This is a genomic window from Bacillus sp. UNC322MFChir4.1, assembly GCF_000746135.1.
Classification (GTDB): domain Bacteria; phylum Bacillota; class Bacilli; order Bacillales; family Bacillaceae_G; genus Bacillus_A.
The window spans coordinates 1-16,362 of record NZ_JQKQ01000024.1 but is presented as its reverse complement, the minus strand read 5'-3'; the positions used below and the strand labels follow the sequence as shown (position 1 = coordinate 16,362).

The 16,362-nt window shown below is 33.8% G+C and carries 16 protein-coding genes; 12 read left to right on the top strand and 4 right to left on the bottom strand.

Features of this window, described 5'->3' with window-relative positions; all coding sequences use genetic code 11:
- Nucleotides 1-44 precede the first annotated feature (44 nt).
- Both iscB and BR72_RS10780 read right to left on the bottom strand, forming a co-directional pair.
- Nucleotides 45-1,292: an RNA-guided endonuclease IscB gene (iscB, locus tag BR72_RS10785; protein ID WP_035432884.1), complete on the bottom strand. Its 1,248-nt coding sequence runs from the start codon at nt 1,290-1,292 to the stop codon at nt 45-47.
- A gap of 209 nt (nt 1,293-1,501) precedes the next feature.
- Entirely contained in the window at nt 1,502-2,407 is a 906-nt protein-coding gene (locus BR72_RS10780; RefSeq protein ID WP_035432883.1) for a DMT family transporter, read from the bottom strand.
- A 270-nt stretch (nt 2,408-2,677) separates the two neighbouring features.
- Between BR72_RS10780 and BR72_RS10775 the strand changes: the two genes are divergently transcribed.
- Nucleotides 2,678-3,166 (top strand): Lrp/AsnC family transcriptional regulator, encoded by a 489-nt coding sequence (locus tag BR72_RS10775; protein WP_035432881.1) that lies wholly within the window; start codon nt 2,678-2,680, stop codon nt 3,164-3,166.
- A gap of 10 nt (nt 3,167-3,176) precedes the next feature.
- On the opposite strand, the gene BR72_RS10770 is transcribed toward BR72_RS10775, so the two are convergent.
- The gene (locus BR72_RS10770; RefSeq protein ID WP_035432879.1) at nt 3,177-4,910 is read right to left on the bottom strand and encodes an SgrR family transcriptional regulator; all 1,734 of its coding nucleotides are present in this window, start codon (nt 4,908-4,910) and stop codon (nt 3,177-3,179) included.
- Between the two features lie 332 nt (nt 4,911-5,242).
- Here BR72_RS10770 and BR72_RS10765 point away from each other — a divergent pair, with 332 nt between their 5' ends.
- The 11 genes from BR72_RS10765 (at nt 5,243) to BR72_RS10715 (ending at nt 14,008) form a co-directional block, all read left to right on the top strand.
- Nucleotides 5,243-6,502, top strand: coding sequence for an MDR family MFS transporter (locus BR72_RS10765; RefSeq protein WP_035432877.1), 1,260 nt, complete (start codon nt 5,243-5,245; stop codon nt 6,500-6,502).
- Between the two features lie 57 nt (nt 6,503-6,559).
- The gene (locus BR72_RS10760) at nt 6,560-7,105 is read left to right on the top strand and encodes a GNAT family N-acetyltransferase (protein WP_035432875.1); all 546 of its coding nucleotides are present in this window, start codon (nt 6,560-6,562) and stop codon (nt 7,103-7,105) included.
- A 372-nt stretch (nt 7,106-7,477) separates the two neighbouring features.
- On the top strand, nt 7,478-7,807 hold the full coding sequence (locus BR72_RS10755) for a PadR family transcriptional regulator (RefSeq protein WP_035432873.1): 330 nt from the start codon (nt 7,478-7,480) through the stop codon (nt 7,805-7,807).
- Nucleotide 7,808: 1 nt separating this feature from the next.
- Nucleotides 7,809-8,579, top strand: coding sequence for an NADH dehydrogenase (locus BR72_RS10750; protein ID WP_035432871.1), 771 nt, complete (start codon nt 7,809-7,811; stop codon nt 8,577-8,579).
- 752 nt (nt 8,580-9,331) lie between these two features.
- On the top strand, nt 9,332-9,541 hold the full coding sequence (locus tag BR72_RS10745) for a hypothetical protein (RefSeq protein WP_035432869.1): 210 nt from the start codon (nt 9,332-9,334) through the stop codon (nt 9,539-9,541).
- A 96-nt stretch (nt 9,542-9,637) separates the two neighbouring features.
- Entirely contained in the window at nt 9,638-10,384 is a 747-nt protein-coding gene (locus tag BR72_RS10740) for an ABC transporter ATP-binding protein (RefSeq protein ID WP_035432866.1), read from the top strand.
- Entirely contained in the window at nt 10,359-11,822 is a 1,464-nt protein-coding gene (locus BR72_RS10735; RefSeq protein WP_035432864.1) for a hypothetical protein, read from the top strand. The genes BR72_RS10740 and BR72_RS10735 overlap by 26 nt, the downstream gene beginning before the upstream one ends.
- Complete coding sequence (locus tag BR72_RS10730) at nt 11,815-12,684, top strand: PqqD family protein (protein WP_035432862.1); 870 nt, start codon at nt 11,815-11,817, stop codon at nt 12,682-12,684. The genes BR72_RS10735 and BR72_RS10730 overlap by 8 nt, the downstream gene beginning before the upstream one ends.
- 4 nt (nt 12,685-12,688) lie before the next feature.
- Nucleotides 12,689-12,955 (top strand): hypothetical protein, encoded by a 267-nt coding sequence (locus tag BR72_RS10725; protein ID WP_035432860.1) that lies wholly within the window; start codon nt 12,689-12,691, stop codon nt 12,953-12,955.
- 17 nt (nt 12,956-12,972) lie between these two features.
- Nucleotides 12,973-13,578, top strand: a complete 606-nt coding sequence (locus BR72_RS10720; RefSeq protein ID WP_035432858.1) for a thioredoxin domain-containing protein — start codon at nt 12,973-12,975, stop codon at nt 13,576-13,578.
- Nucleotides 13,579-13,606: 28 nt separating this feature from the next.
- On the top strand, nt 13,607-14,008 hold the full coding sequence (locus BR72_RS10715; protein ID WP_035432856.1) for a disulfide bond formation protein B: 402 nt from the start codon (nt 13,607-13,609) through the stop codon (nt 14,006-14,008).
- A 200-nt stretch (nt 14,009-14,208) separates the two neighbouring features.
- Here the strand turns inward: BR72_RS10715 and BR72_RS10710 are convergent, their stop codons facing one another.
- Nucleotides 14,209-15,321, bottom strand: coding sequence for an ABC transporter permease (locus BR72_RS10710; protein ID WP_035432854.1), 1,113 nt, complete (start codon nt 15,319-15,321; stop codon nt 14,209-14,211).
- Nucleotides 15,322-16,362: the final 1,041 nt, after the last annotated feature.

Below are 16,362 nucleotides of genomic sequence, written 5' to 3'. Positions count from 1 at the left end.
TGAGCTCAGCGGTAAGGTGGGAATGAATTTCAGTTAGGCATCGCCTAACTGATTTGTAAGAACTGCCAATTATTCGTATGATGTATACGTTCTATCTCTGATCTCTTCACTTGTTTATAAGATTTCGCAGGATTTTGTATATATTGTCCATATATATCTTGTACGTATACCATTTTTCCTGTAAATCCTGTCACAAATCCTACTTGTCCAAATACTTTCACTTTATCTCCTAAATAGATTCCATTTACATGTGGTGTATTTTTGTTGTTGCGTTTTGCATTTGTATTCTTTGTTTTCCTTCCTTTTCTTGCGGTCGCTTCATGTAGGGAACGCTTTTTCTTTCTAAATTGCTTGATGCAAAATTCGCCGCTTTGGTCATATCCTTGTAACCGTTTTGGATTTGTAATCGCAATGGCGTCATTTGCATGTGTTTTGGATAAATCTAACTCTTTTCGTTTTATTGTGGTGTAGCTGCCATACGTAATTTCACAATCTAAGCGCCTTATAATTTGTAAACGCAGTATATTCATAAAAGCAGTCTCTTTATATTGTTTTGGTTTCTTGAAGGTGTGTTTGAGTGTCCCTTGATGAAATTTTTGATGGCATTCATCATGCACTGTGACAAGGTTATCTGCCATATCTGAACCACCTTTGCGGCGTTCGATAATATGATGCGTATGCAAAATGCCACCTTTCTTCTTACAAATTTGACAGGTGTAATTGTCTCTTGCGAATACATAATATCTAGTATTCCAAAAGCCCAAAGCAGCTCCTTGTTGGTATTCGATTCTTTGTATATCGGGATTTTTTAGCTTTTGTGCATCAAATTTGCCTACTTCAACAATTACTTTTGGCGAAGGTAACAATGATTTGAATGTCTCAATCCAATGAATTTGGTTATCCACCCTACTTTGAATCGATGGTGGCAACCAGCCTTCTTTCTTTTTTCGATTGAGAAAACGCGCTTTGCGATACCTTGTTTTTCGTTGCCTTCTACCTCTACGTAATGTAGCTCTTAGTGTAAGGTTTTCTTTGACGTCTTGACGCAACTCAATGGTTCCTTTTGTTAACACTTTGTCTCCAGTGGTAATCGCAATGCCAATGTGTTTTGCACCACTATCAACACCGATTGTGACGGGTTGCACCGCTTCACCTGTGGCATATTGTAATTGAATGGTAAACGGAGTGTATTCAATAATCTTTGCTTTTCCTCGTTTGAGAAGAAGCCGCGCCTTACGATGACTGCAAGGCATGAGTGGTTTTCCCCTTAAATTTTTGACAAACACACACATCTTTTGTCCCTCCTAAGAGTTTGTTTCCCTTCGCCAATGTTTGTAGGTGTTGGTAACTTCTTATACAAGAAGACTTGTGGTTGACCGTTCCTTCCCAATCAGAACTGTTACAGAGCCACCATAGAGCCAAGAACTAGAGAATCATTCTTGGGTATGCAACCTACGAACGGAGTCCACGCAAGACTGAGGCTAGACAACCAAGGCTTTTTTCAAGCCCCCACATCAAAACGTGTTAGCGTTTTTTTAGTGGTGGGTAGTTGACAGTGCGAAAATAAGTAACAGCCACTAATCACAATCATACTTCCGACGATTTGAATCCACGTCATTTGTTCACCTAATAAGAGAAACGCTAAAATAGCAGTGAAAATCGGATTGAAATTCAAGAAAATACCAGCTGTAGTCGCCCCTAATTTTTGAACACCGATATTCCAAAAAACCATACATAACACGGTTGAAATCACACCTGTGTATAGAATAGATCCTAAGAACGAAGCGTTTACATTTGAAATTGTGAAATCAGAGATATTAAAGGGAATCAATAGGATAATACCAAAGATACCAGAATATAAAGTAGACATCATTGGTGTCGTTTTTTTCGTTGCCCATCTACTGCAAACGGAATAAATTCCCCATACGCATACCGCAGCCATCATCCACAAATCACCGATATTAAAATGTAAGGAAAACAGTGTATCTATTTTTCCTTTTGAAAGAACAAGCGTAACGCCAAAAAAGGAAATGATCATCGATGTGACTTGCCATATATTTATTTTTTCTTTTAAAAATAGAGCGGCACAAACAGCGATCGAAATCGTATTTAATGTAGAAATAAGACCAACATTTGTTGCGGATGTATGTTCTAACGCCCAAAATTGAAAAATGTTAAAGAAAACAACGCCAGTAACCCCCATTATAAATAAAGGGAGAATGGCCTCTTTCGGCGGGAATAGTTTCTTTTCTTTCAGCCAGACAATTGGGAAAAGACAAATGATGGCAATGCCCCAGCGAAGAGTCGTAAGTGTCATCGGCGAAGCGTGCCCAACAAGAGATTTGCCGACTACAAAATTTCCGCCCCACAATAGGCTTGTGATGAGTAATAAAATAACATAAGGCATAATACGAGTTAGCTCCTTTTATAAGAAAGTTGGGCCTATGCATTGCCCGTTTAATAAAAAAAGCCACTGTGCACGGTGGTGTGATACATATACGTTAAACTATGTAAATTGTAGCATTTTTCTTGTTTGTCATATATGTTATTTTGTATAATTAATAAAATTCGAAATAATATAAAGCGATTAAGTTCTTTTACGGAATGTTATTCATTTTAAGTGCAGTTGTCATGTGTTTTTGTGAATAATCGTTCGTTAGGAAAAGGGAGACTGGAAATGGAACAGAAGGGGTTAGATGATTTAGATGTACAAATTTTAGATGTGCTGCAGCAAGAAGGACAGCTGAGTAATGCGGAGGTTGCTCGCCGCGTGAATCTTTCGCCGCCAGCTACACATGCACGGGTGAAACGATTGGAAAACGAAGGATTTATTAATCGGCAAGTAGCTATTTTAAATCAAGAAAAACTTGGATTTGACTTATTATGCTTTATTTTTGTTAGCACAAATATTCATCAAGCGGAGAAACTCGAAGTGTTAGAGAAAGCTATGCGCGAGATGCCAGAAGTATTAGAATGCCATTGTTTAACGGGGGAGTATGATTATATTTTAAAAGTTGTGCACCGCGATCGAAACGAATTGGAACGGTTTATTCGCAAATTAAATATGCTCGGTATTACGAGAATTCAAACGAGTTTAGCGCTGCGAGAGATTAAGTATTCTACTGTGTTGCCTCTGCGGAGAGAAGAAGAAGGCGGAGCTGTTTAGCTCCGCCTTCTTATGCATGAGGACGAATCCACAGTTTGGCAAAGTCTGTCCATCCGAACGAATCGATCGTGACATTTTGAAGTTCAGATGGGAAACTCCTTCTTTTTAACACATGGTAGTAAAAGACAAGAAGGTACTGGTCGCTAAGAAGCTTTTCGATGTTACATATTAAGTCATATCGTTTTTCTTTACTTGGCTCTGCTATAAAGCGGTCAAGCATGCCCTCGATTTTCTCATGATAATGGGGATGCCTGAAGCGATGAACGAAGCAACTTTTATTTTTAAAGATATGTAAAAAGGCCATTTCAAGATTAGCGTCGAGCACTTCTCCTGTTAAAATGATATCAGCTTGTTTGGCAATCTCTTCGTTAAAGTAATCAGTGACTAGAAAAGGATGAAGCTGCAGATGTATGCCGAGTGGTTCACATCGTTTTTGTAACCAGATCGCATCGCTTTCGCTACCTTTAAACGCAAAGAAGTAGATGTGTATCGTTTCTCCATTATACGTACTTTGTTGTAAATATTCTTTCGCTTTCGATATAGATGTTTCTTTATGCATGGTTCTGCTTTTATCGGGAAAAAAGCTATAAGCCGGCATTGTCCGATTATCACCAAGGTCGTGAATTAATGATGTAGGATCCATGATTTCTGCCCACGCTTTTCGGAAAAAGATATCATGCTGCGGGCCGTCTTTTTGAAAGTTAAATGCTGCGTATATACAGCCGATTTCTTCTGTTTCCACTGCCCTTTCTTCTTTACATCCCATGTTTGGTAATTCGTAGTTTGTTTGTATTTTTGACTGTTCTGGAACAAACCAAAATTCAATCTGATCAAGTAGTGCCCGCTCTTTAAAATAATCGGGAAATGCTTCTAAAATAAAATTATCTTCGGTAAAGCTTTTTATTTTAAAGGGACCTGTACCACTATACTGATGAGTTTGAATCATTACATCATGTGGTAAAATGGATAATTGTACAGAGCTTACATAATGTAGAAAAAAGCGATTTGGTTTTCGTAAATGAAAGATAACTCGCAGAGGAGATGGATTTTCTATTTTCGTAATTCCCTCTGTTAACCAATCAAAAGGAGATTGGACAGCTTGTAATCTTTCGAAGGAGAAGATTACATCTTTTCCTGATAATGTTGTTCCGTGATGAAAGCGAACACCTTTACGTAGGTAGAATGTCCATGTAAGTTGATCATCGCTTACTTCCCAAGTATGTGCCAAATGCGGCTCGATTTCGTCAGTTTTTTCGTTATACCGCACCAATGTATCAACGATTTGACTAATAAGATGACTTTCCGTCGTTACAGCCGCAAAAGCCGGATCAATGGGGAGTAATTTTCGGTTATATGGGATTTTTAACACATCATACAGATCGTCTGAAGTTGTATATCCAAAATAAGTATTTAATCGCTCTTCTATCTTTTCACGCAGTAAGAAAGGTAGCGGTTCTTTTAATAATAAAAATACTTCCTTTAACTTCTCATTTTTTAAAAGTTCTTCAACATGCGGCAATATTGCTTCTGTAAATGTATGAAGAAAGCGAATTTCTGTTTTATTTCCCCGGCCTCTTCCTGGAATCCATTCGATTAATTTTTCATCGCTCATTTTTTTAAGTAAAAATTTCACGTTTTTTGTGCTGCAAAATAAAATAGTAGCTAGTTCTTGGAGACTTTGCTTCATATGCTGCTCATTTGGAAAGGCAAATCTTAGCCTTATATAGTGGTCCATAATTTTCATGTTTTACATCTCCTTTTTCTCCCGCATTAACTGGCAGTAATACTCCCACCTCAAAATTCAGCAAAAGTATTGTCCAGCTCTAGCGGCTAGAATCTCCGGGTGCTCCAACGTCCTGCGATTCTGAGCGAGCCGCTTCCGCTTTTCTTAAGAAGTTAGGTGGGAGATAAACTGCCAGTAAAAGCCCGATTGGTTCAACTAATAATCAGTGGGATGAAAAAAATCCCCACTGATTAAAGTTTCACTTTATAAAAGGGGAAACTCTTCTGAATATTTTAACCTTTTTCTTCCTCTTTTTCAAAGTAAAATGGAGAAACAGAAGGAGGAGGAAACAGATGGGATTTTGGTCAATGCATCGCAACATTAAAATTAGAATTATTACATCTTTTTTAACTCGGACAGTAGGAACGATGATTTTTCCATTTATGGCGATTTACTTCTCCATAAAATTAGGAGCAGCATTAGCTGGATTTTTATTGTTATTGAATGTAATTGCGTCACTCATTGTCGGTTTATATGGCGGCTATATTGCTGATACAATAGGACGGAAAAAGGTTATGATTATTGGACAGGTAATTCAAGTAATCTCTATTGCATGTATGGGGGTTGCGAACTCAGAGTATATAGATTCACCTTGGCTCACATTTGTATTTTTACTGATCAATAGCATCGGTTCTGGCTTGATGAACCCGGCAACGGAAGCGATGTTAATTGATGTAAGTACACCAGAAAATCGAAAAATGATGTACAGCATTAATTACTGGGCAATCAATTTATCGATCGCGATCGGTGCAATTTTCGGAGGACTCCTGTTTGAGAAATACCGTTTTCAATTATTTATGCTGCTGACGAGCATTGCATTATTAACACTATATTTAATTACGGTTTACATGGAAGAAGTATATGTCGTTCAAAAGAAAGCAGAAAAGAAAAACGTATTAACAGATATGGTAAACAATTACCGAGTTGTCATGAAAGATAAGGCGTTTATCATACTGTGCTTAGGAAGTATATGTGCATTATCACTAGAGTTTCAAATTAATAATTACATCGGCGTTCGTCTGCAAAAGGAATTTGAAACGATAACATTTTCATTCTGGAACGGAAGTAATTTTGATTTAACAGGGATTCGGATGCTAAGCTGGATATCCACTGAAAATACCGTATTAATCGTGTTATTTTCAGCGCTTATGGTAAAAATCATGAATCACTTTGATGACCGGAAAGTACTGTATGTAGGTTTATTTATCTATACAATTGGGTTTACGATATTTGGAGCAAGTAACAGCCTATGGATTTTATTACTGGCAGGCCTGTTCCAAACAATTGGAGAAATGATGTATGTGCCAATCAGCCAATCGATTCGGGCAGATATGGCAAAAGACGATGCGAGAAGCTCTTATATGGCTATTACCAGCATGGTCTTTCAAATCGCGAAAATGGTTGGAACGCTTGGCATTATGATCGGTTCCGTTATTGCTTCTTTGGGGATGAGTATTTTATACTGCATCATCGGAATAAGCAGTATTCTCTTATTCAAGAAAGCGGTGGATATGTATCATCTTCAAAAGGAGAAAGTAGAGAAAATAGGATAACGAGAAGGCTGCTTGTTTTGAAGACAAGTAGCTTTCTTAGGATAGGAGATAATTGTAATGAAAATTAGCCCAAAAGAATTTTATAGTCGTAATATACGTTATTTGATTAGGTCCGCAATGGAAGAAGATGCAAAACAATTATCTGAAGTACGATTACAAATAGATGGCGAAACAGAAAACTTAGATAGAGAAAAAGGCGAAGCATACATAGATGAAGCTGGTTTTAAAAGAATCATTAAAGAGGATACAGACAGTGTTAGTAATCTATTTTTAGTAGCAGAAGTAAGTGGAAGAATTGTAGGTTTTTCAAGATGTGAAGGGAACAAGTTGAAAAGAACATCTCATAAAGTAGAATTTGGCGTGTGTGTATTACAAGAATATTGGGGATACGGTATTGGAAAGAACTTTTTAACAGAATCCATCAATTGGGCAGACTCGCACGGAATTAAGAAAATCACCTTGAATGTTCTTGAGACGAATGATAAAGCGAAAAGCCTTTATGAAAGATATGGGTTTGAAGTAGAGGGGATATTAAAAAACGACAAAGTTTTATCGGATGGGAATTACCATAATACTGTTTTGATGGGGAGGTTTAATGGATAAATGGTCTCTTGTTTCGTATGATACGAATGTATATTCCTTACTCCCAACTACTGCTTACACCCGGAACTAAATATATCGGCGCTTTTTGCGATATATCGGCGCAAATAGGACATTTATCGGCGATTTTTGAAATATATCAGCGATTCGACAAGGAATAAAGACTCTTCGGCAATGTTCGACAGGTAAGCGGAGCGGATCAAACCAAAAAGGAGCTGAAAATCAGCTCCTTTTTGGTTTGATATATATATCTTGCATTACAAGTTAGTGTATGGTATTTTATGGTTATAACACTTACATTGCAAGTTATTAGTATAATTATTTACCTTGCATTACAAGATATTAAGAAGTATGTACAAAAAAAGGAGAGAGAAAATGGCTGATTCAACGCAAATGCTAAAGGGCATTCTAGAAGGCTGTATTCTAGCCATTATTCAAGAAGGAGAAATATACGGCTACGAGTTAACGGAGAAATTACAAAGTTATGGTTTTCACTCCTTTAGTGAAGGAACCATTTACCCTTTATTATTGCGTATGCAAAAAGAAGGATTACTGACAAGTGTGTTAAGGGAATCAACTGCTGGGCCAAAACGAAAGTACTATCTTTTGACAGAATTAGGGGAGAAGGAATTGGATAGTTTTAAAAACCGATGGAACGATTTAAAACTATCTGTTGAAAACGTGATAAATAAAGGGGGAAAATAACATGTTATCAACGAAGTCCGAGCAATTTTTAATTGAACTGAGAATGTATTTATTGCAGCGGGGCAAGAAAGATGAAGATATCAATGAAATTGTCGACGAGCTAGAAATTCACTTAATAGAAGCTGAAAAAAGAGGGAAGAGTGTAGATCATATTATTGGGAAAAGTCGTAAGCAGCATATGAAGAATATCGGGAAAGAGTTGCCTGTAGATAAAGAAGGGTTAATGAAACTCATTCCTGCAGCAATCTTGGTTATTATCGCTTATATGGCCTTCCCGCCAGCTCTTAAGGGAGAATTTAAAATTTCTCAAAATATATTGTTATTTGGATCATTACCGCTATTTTTAACTCTTGCTGTATTTGCAATTACTCTATTGAAAGGAATCCCTAAAGTATATCCATCTACAAAAAAGTCGCTATTTCTAATGTTGCTAGCTAATTGTATTGCCATTGGTGGCTGGTTAGTATTCTATTTTTGGATGGATGGAAAAATGGATACGTATTATTTTGTGGCAACGAGGGCGCAAAATTATATAATTGCTGGCGTATGTATGCTGATTTTTGTTCTTTTTGCACTGTATGCAAAATCGTGGCTTACGATCTTTGTAGCATTTACAATTTGTATTGGTCCAACCTTAGAGCACATTATTCCAAGTGAAATAAATAAAGATCCACGGTATATTACAGCAACGATTATTGGTAGTGTGATCATAGGTATATGTTTAGGTATTTATTTCTATAAGAAAGCGAAAAATCAACAAGTTATTGAATAGGATTAATGCAAAGAATCCATTTAGAGCAAAATGGATTCTTTCTATTTTAGTAAAACTACCCTGCAAAAGCACAAAAACTTTATAAAAATCACTCTATATACAAATGAACTGGACCACTGATATGAGACAGGAATAAAACACCTATGCTATCTGTTCCTTATATTCAACCGGGAACAGGTAGTATTCTTTGTGCGGTCTTTCGGTTAACGTGTATTGCTAATTTTGTTCGTAATAACCCCGTGACGGTGCGATGTCCAATTCGAAGTTTGTAAGTTGTACAATGCCTTTTAATTTGCTTTTCTAGAGGAGGCAAGTAGGTAACGTACCTCTTGAACATTGAAACAAGCTTGTCATTACAGCATTCTTATTATATAAAATCTCCTTGTAAAAAAGGTTGCAGATCAATATAGATTTGCAACTTTTCTTTGTAGAGAACAGTATTAACTTAATATTTATTTTAAGTTGTTGAGAAACATTTTGGTAATTTTTACAAAATTATACTGTGTCCGAAATTATTATACAGAATAATCAAAAAATGTTACTATTATATAGGGTATGTAAATTATAACCATTACAAAAATTTGATAAAAAGGAAAAGATATACAAACTATCTTTTTCTTTATGTATAATCGAAATTGTAAGAAAGAAGGGGAAATTACATACACTGTTTTTTTCTTTCTTTTCTTTCATAGCTTTATGAGTCTTATAGATTCATAAAACTACTCTAAACTATATTCAGGGGAGGGATATGAATGCAATATGTTGCACCACAAGTAGAGTTTAATACTTTAAACATTATTCAAGATCAGGCTTGGTGGCTAGTATTCGTCGCTGTATTACTAGCTTTGGGAGCTACGGTAGTTCTTGGAGCAGCTATATGGTGTCTGGCGAATGGCAAAGGATCTTTCACTGGCGGTGTGCAGTGGGTTAACGGTCTTCAAGTTAAAATTCAGTGTAGTTAGTTAGGCTTAATTTATTAATGATCATTTACAATTTAGCCATCCTTTTTAAAGGGTGGTTAAATTAGTTTATATATATATTTTTGGAGGTGCGAAATAATGCTAAAAATTCATCAGCTATCAAAACAATACAAGAATTCTGTATGGGGTGTCCAAAATTTTAATTTGATTATTAATAATAAAGAAATTATGGGAATTGCAGGCCCCAATGGTTCAGGAAAAACTTCTTTAATTAATTGTTTACTTGGTATTATTTCTCCTACATCAGGGAATGTGGAATTAAACGGATATTCTAGCCAATCTAAAGAATTTAAACAAAATATTGCTTATGTTCCTGATGATTTAATTCTACCTGAAGCTCTTACTGGAAAAGAATATCTAGATTTTGTTACCTCTATGTATGAACTAATAAATTCAGAGAAGACAGAAGATTTAATAGAGATATTTGATATGAAAGAAGCTTTAAATGAGCCAATAGAAACGTATTCTCATGGTATGAAGAAAAAAATACAACTAATTGCAGCTTTTATGCTGAAAAGCAAAGTTATTATACTTGATGAACCTTTTCGTGGATTAGATGTAGAAGCAATTATTATGACTAAAAAGCTTATGGAAAGATATATAAATAAAGGGGGAAGTATTCTTCTATCTACTCATGATTTGTTAGGAGCAGAAAAACTTTGTAATCGCATTGCTATCATTGCTAAAGGAGAAAAAATAGCAGAAGGCAAAGTTGAAGAACTTAAAACCCAGCATAATTCTAGCAGTTTAGAAGAAGTATTTATGAAAGTGTCTATGCTAGGTAGTAGGAGTGATCATTTTGAAAAAATCATTAATAATTTCTAGTTTAATGCTAAAAATGTGGAAAAAAGAAATACGGAAACTCCTTGATACGAAGATGAAGGTGTTCATAGCTAGTGTTTTCACATTATCAATAATTTCTATTGCAGTCTTTGGAGGATATCAAATTACTAGTGTAAGTTTGCAAGGTTTTCTAAATGGAGATACAAGATCTATTACGTTACTGACAGTTTCAATGTATTTAAATGCTTCTATTTTAACATTTGTTTTTTTCATTTTTTTTAAAGCAATGGCATCTGATCAAGATCGCTTATCTATTCAGTTAAGCTGGTTTCCTGTAAATTTATTCGAAAAGAATTTAGGATATTTCATTCCATTTTCTAGTGTAATTTTATCTCTAGTATTTTGTATGATCAGTATCATTATGGTACCTGCATTCTTCACACAAAAGGCAGGATTCATTTTTAGTTGTGCCTTTCTTTTCGGTTTATTGTTGCAAAGCTTTTTTGTATTATGTTTAATGCAATTCATTTATAACATTTCAACTTTTCTTGTAAAGATATGCAAATTACCTTTTGGTAAGCTTCTCACATTATTATTAGTAATTTTAGTTTGTTTAATATACGGATTAGAAAGTTTAAGTATCAAAGGGATGCTTAATACATTTACAGTTTTTGATTATAATGTTACTTATTTTGCTTCTCCTATTTTTCTTGGGGTTATCGGGGAACTTGCATATATGAAAGTTAATATACCAATTATCATCATTGGTTATATAGGAGTAATTCTACTATCGTTTTTCTCTTTGTTTCTCATAAATATAAAATCTGAGAAACGTTCTCTTAAATTATTTCGTTTCCTTCCCATCCCACGGAATAAATTAGGAGCACTTATTGTTAAAGAGGTTAAGTCCCAATGTCGAAATGAAGAAAACTTATTAAACTCTATTTTAATAATAATACTTGTAATACTATTCAAACTTAAGTTTAATTTCCAGGATAATTCAGTTATTATTATTGCTTTGGCTGGAATAACAGGGATTATTGCTTTAAACTCTTTCGGAAATGATAAGAAAATGTATTTAGCATATAAAACATATAACATTACATCTCTTAAAGTTCTTACCGGAAAGTTCATAGGTCTATGTATTTTATCTTTAATACAATTAGTCATCTTTTGTTTATTATTGTTATATACTCCTGACACATTTAAAGAATCATTTCAAATTATTCTTATTGTAATAAATTCAATAGCAGCCTTCTATTTAGCAGGAACTATTATACCTTTAGATAAAAATAACCCTTATGCAGGAATATTAGCTTTTATTTTTATCCTATGTTCCCTGATTCCAATTGTATTCATTGGAAATCAAATTATAGGACAAACTAATGAGGTTTTAAAATTTGGAAGTATTATTCTAGCAGAAATATTACTTGGTATAATAATTGCTTTAACTAATAGATGGAGGTTGAAAAATGAATAAACGGAAACTAGTACCTTATTTTCCTTCAGGAGTGTCTATCAAAAATCGTAGCGTATATGACGCAACTCTTGATGTATCTTTACCTATGAATAGTACCGCTAAAGTAATGTTAACAGAGATAGATGGAAAGCAGGATATGGAAAAAATTATTAATAATTTAAATACTAAATTTAATATAGATGAAAATACACTATTCCATGATGTTGCTTCTTTATTTGGAAGTTTAAATCAAAATTATATGTTAAACTGGAAATATGAAACTGGAAATAAATTCAAAGATGCCTTACTTCATTTTTTTTCCCAGTATAAAATAGGGTATAAAGAACGATTTAATATTGGGGACTTTGATTTTTTTTCCATATTCTTAAAAATGCTGTTGGTTGTAATTCGAAAAATTGTCTTGTTTTGGACTATCGTAATGATTCTATGTATTGTTGCATACAGCTTTATACAATCAGATTTTATTTTATCTTTAGCTTATTATTTTTCAATATCATATATTGGTATTATCACAAGTTTTTCTTTGCATGAAACTTTGCATGCTTACATGCAAAGAAAAATGACTAGTAAATATCCAGGTTTTATTGCAAGTGACTTGTTGTCCCTTAGATTGGTAAGACCAGTGATTATGCCTTATCAAAAAAAAATGATTTGGATTACTGTATTAGGACCACTAATCCCTGGAATATTCGGTGTGTTAGGGATCATACTTACACAATTGTTGGGTGTAAGTGGTTCATTAGCTTACACATTAAATATTATTTTTATTACCTTTGCACTACACATACTTTACTTACTTCCATTCGTAGGAGATGGGAAATCTATTGTGGAACAACTTATGCTTAATAAATTAGGAGGTTAATTTTATGATTCCATCTTTTAAAAATTCACTAATTTTCTCTTCTGTTTCCAGCTTTTTTGTATTTCCGTTTTTAACAATAGGTATTGTCTTCTATTACATATTTTCAGGAACTTCTAAAAGTAGTTTGATATTTAATAGTGTATCTGTAAGCATGGATGAATCAGGTTTTTCTTTCTCATTAAAACCTAATTTCTTTATTTTAATGGGAATAGTGTTTGCAATTTCATTTATTATAACTTTTGTTGTTCAAAAAATAACAAATTCTAAGTAAAGGATAGGACAGTAGCTATGGATTATAAGAGAATATGTTCTAAATTATTAATTGTAGCTTTGTTTATTATAATTCCACTAATTTTCACATCTTGTAAACAAACCAGTGGTTCGAGTTCTAAACCAATAGATTTATCTGAAGGAATTGCTGTTGGTGATAAATCTGCACCATTGCAATTTATTGAATATTCAAGCTTCCAATGTCCGGATTGTAAAAAATTACATCAAAATATTCAAGATGTATTGCAAAAATATATAGATGAGAAAAAGATTTTTTATGTTTTTAAACCTGTAGATGTTCAAAGGTTTGCAAATGATCAGTACGTTTATAAAAATTTCTCCAATAATAATGAGAACTTTAATATGATAAAAACCGCTTTTGAAAAACAAGATCAATGGAGTAACGCAAAAAACGAAGAAGAGGTTAAACAAATTTTGGGTCTTGAAAATATTGATACAGAGACACAAAATAAGCGAAAAGAAACTATGAATCGTATAAACATAGACTTGAAAGAACGAGGAATAAAAGAAGTTCCATCCTTTTATATAAATGGGAAGAAATTTGTAGGAGTTTATAGTAAAGAGGAATTTAAAAAGTTATTAACAAAAGCAGAAGCTAATTAATTCAAGTTTAGTGAAAGGAATGATATAAATGCTGCGCTTAGCATTTATTGTTTCATCTTTAGCAACAATTGGAAGTTTGTATTTTAGTGAAATAAAAGAACTTCCACCTTGCGATCTCTGTTGGTATCAAAGAATTTTTATGTATTCTATCCCATTATTAATTGGTATTTCTAAATGGAAAAAGCATAAAGACATTACAATATATATAAAAGTTTTCTCGGGGATAGGATTAGCTTTTGCTTTATATCAAGTTATTCTTCAAACTTGGCAAATAAAAAATCCTGCTTGTGGGATTGAAACAAATTGTAGCAACATAGACGTACAATATTTTGGTTTCTTAACTATACCAATGATGTCATTATTCGCTTTCCTTATTATTTTCCTTTGTGCTTTCTTTATAGAAAAAAAGAAGTATTCTTTTTCTCTGTAGCTTTAGGAGATAATTTGCGTAGTTTTTAAATGATAAATTGCATATAAAAAAGAGAAATCTATAAAGTGAAACTTTAATCAGTGGGGGGGTTCTTCATCTCCCACTGATTATTAGTTGAGGTAATAGAGTAGTAATCTTCTTTAAAAATGGAATAATAAATAATTTCCTCTGCGATCTTTCCGCCAAATTCCACTATCATCTTAGACAATTGCTAGTTTTAATAAAATAACCAAGAAAAAGAATACAAATTGTATACAACTCACTATATATACAAACGTCATAAAAGCCTGCTTTCGTTCCATAACTGAAACAGGATACAATGATACAATACTATTTCCCAAACAATAATTCCAAAAAGCACGAAGTTGTACAAATGATATGTATAGGAAACATAACGCGGTGATTCCTGTTCCAATCCAGCTAGGAATATAGTAAGAAAGAAACCCTCCTACTAAAGTTAATCGTATATACATACCGAAGTAATCGTTAGTACGTACAAACGATAAACTATACAAATATAAAAAAGGAGATCGTTTTTTATATAGTATTCGTTCCAGTAAAGTGGTGAGCCACTTTCTTCGTTTTACTTGCTGTTTGATTTGCGGTACATCTGTAAAGAAATGAACAAATTGATAAAAGCGCATGTCCATTTTTTCTTCTTGCTCTATTAAATATTCCCAGTGAATGTGCCGTTTTTGTTTGTTCATCGTATATAAAAATAAGAGTGTTACGACAAGGAGTATACTTCCTACAATTATCATCGAAGTGAATTGAAACATTGTATATGTAATGGCAGCATTGCAGAATATCCGAATAAGCAACCAGTATGAAGCAATTTCTGTATTTTGATATGTCCAATGTATGTACATGTTCCACCATTTTATAAAAGCAAGGATGACAAAAGCACCGCATAAAAAAGCAGGTGTTGTATGTAATGATTGCCCGGCAAGCGGTGTAATGATGAGTACCGCGCATAATAATGGAAAGAGTTGAATGAGATAACTATATAAAAGAGACCGCTTAAAGTAATAGGCTAGTTTTTCTTCTATCGGCAATAAATATAGCATATCTGGCTTTTGTAAAAATGTGCGAATAGGAGAACGAGTGAGTATTACCGTAAGTAAAATCGTCACAATGGTTAATGCAACAAACTCAGACGGAAAGGAACGAAGAAACTTTGCATAATAATAGCCGCCAACACCAAGAAGAATAAGAAAGCCATAGACGAGACTACTTGCAATACGTACAAAGTATATCGTGATTTTTTTGAGATGTTGCTGGAAACGGCTTGTCCAAAGCGTTTCGATTGTCACTGAAATCACCCCTTTGTTTCATTATAAACGTAACTAAATTTCTAATAAAGTCAGTTATATCAAGACTGTATTATTTGGGCTGTTCATTATGCGATGGTTGGATAGTGAAATTCTGCAGGTGTAGGCCTAAGCGAGACATACCAAAATGGAACACAACTTGGACTAGCAATTACACCAGTTGACCGTCTAATGTTGCGGTATACCCCTTACTTCAACACCAAAAATAATTGTACAAAAAGACCAATTTTATCTTTAAAACGGTCTTTTTGTACAATTATTTTTCAGTTATACCTTTTGTAAAGTAATCATATCAGTATGTCCAAGATTTATAAAAAAAGTTTGTTTTTTTCTGAAAAATGTATATAAATACGAAATAAATAATAAATACACAAAAATAATTTTATATTTCCCTAATTTAGTCCTTTCCTTCTACAGGAATCATCTATTATAACAGTGTTCACATCTAAAATAAGATGTTTCAACAAAGGAAAGTATAAGTATCTTTATAATAATTTTCCAATATAATCAATGTGTTAACCAAAGGAATTCTGTATTATTTTTTCGTTTCTACTAACTAATACAGCTTCAAACAATGGACACAATTGTTACATGCCAAGTGTAATTTATTATCTATTCAAGATTCTGTTTATTCAATCTTTCTAAAAATACAAAAATATCATAACTCATAAATATACAAGCTATAATGAGGGCGTCGAGAGATAATCTATTACCTCTAGAGAAAATATCAAATCTGGTTCTGGTGCAAAAATTCTAAACTTCTAAAATTGGACATACTGATACGATTACTCTAAGAAAGGCGTGTGATCAGAAGGGAAATTTATTTAACATGAAAATGGAAGCGTTATCATCCCGATCTTATTTTGTTAACATTTGGTGATACTTCTAATACAGTTTTTATCCCGCTATTCGTGGGCAGTAATACTCCCACCTCAAAATTCAGCGGAAGCATTGTCCAGCTCTAGCGGCTAGAATCTCCGGCCGTTTCGCCCCCTCGGACGAGGCAAAAAGCGCCTCTCTGTC

What these genes read in the sequence shown, in the direction of transcription:
- iscB (WP_035432884.1), bottom strand. Translation starts at nt 1,292, where the DNA reads ATGTGTGTGTTTGTCAAAAATTTAAGGGGAAAACCACTCATGCCTTGC.
- BR72_RS10780 (WP_035432883.1), bottom strand. Translation starts at nt 2,407, where the DNA reads ATGCCTTATGTTATTTTATTACTCATCACAAGCCTATTGTGGGGCGGA.
- BR72_RS10775 (WP_035432881.1), top strand. Translation starts at nt 2,678, where the DNA reads ATGGAACAGAAGGGGTTAGATGATTTAGATGTACAAATTTTAGATGTG.
- BR72_RS10770 (WP_035432879.1), bottom strand. Translation starts at nt 4,910, where the DNA reads ATGAAAATTATGGACCACTATATAAGGCTAAGATTTGCCTTTCCAAAT.
- BR72_RS10765 (WP_035432877.1), top strand. Translation starts at nt 5,243, where the DNA reads ATGGGATTTTGGTCAATGCATCGCAACATTAAAATTAGAATTATTACA.
- BR72_RS10760 (WP_035432875.1), top strand. Translation starts at nt 6,560, where the DNA reads ATGAAAATTAGCCCAAAAGAATTTTATAGTCGTAATATACGTTATTTG.
- BR72_RS10755 (WP_035432873.1), top strand. Translation starts at nt 7,478, where the DNA reads ATGGCTGATTCAACGCAAATGCTAAAGGGCATTCTAGAAGGCTGTATT.
- BR72_RS10750 (WP_035432871.1), top strand. Translation starts at nt 7,809, where the DNA reads ATGTTATCAACGAAGTCCGAGCAATTTTTAATTGAACTGAGAATGTAT.
- BR72_RS10745 (WP_035432869.1), top strand. Translation starts at nt 9,332, where the DNA reads ATGCAATATGTTGCACCACAAGTAGAGTTTAATACTTTAAACATTATT.
- BR72_RS10740 (WP_035432866.1), top strand. Translation starts at nt 9,638, where the DNA reads ATGCTAAAAATTCATCAGCTATCAAAACAATACAAGAATTCTGTATGG.
- BR72_RS10730 (WP_035432862.1), top strand. Translation starts at nt 11,815, where the DNA reads ATGAATAAACGGAAACTAGTACCTTATTTTCCTTCAGGAGTGTCTATC.
- BR72_RS10725 (WP_035432860.1), top strand. Translation starts at nt 12,689, where the DNA reads ATGATTCCATCTTTTAAAAATTCACTAATTTTCTCTTCTGTTTCCAGC.
- BR72_RS10720 (WP_035432858.1), top strand. Translation starts at nt 12,973, where the DNA reads ATGGATTATAAGAGAATATGTTCTAAATTATTAATTGTAGCTTTGTTT.
- BR72_RS10715 (WP_035432856.1), top strand. Translation starts at nt 13,607, where the DNA reads ATGCTGCGCTTAGCATTTATTGTTTCATCTTTAGCAACAATTGGAAGT.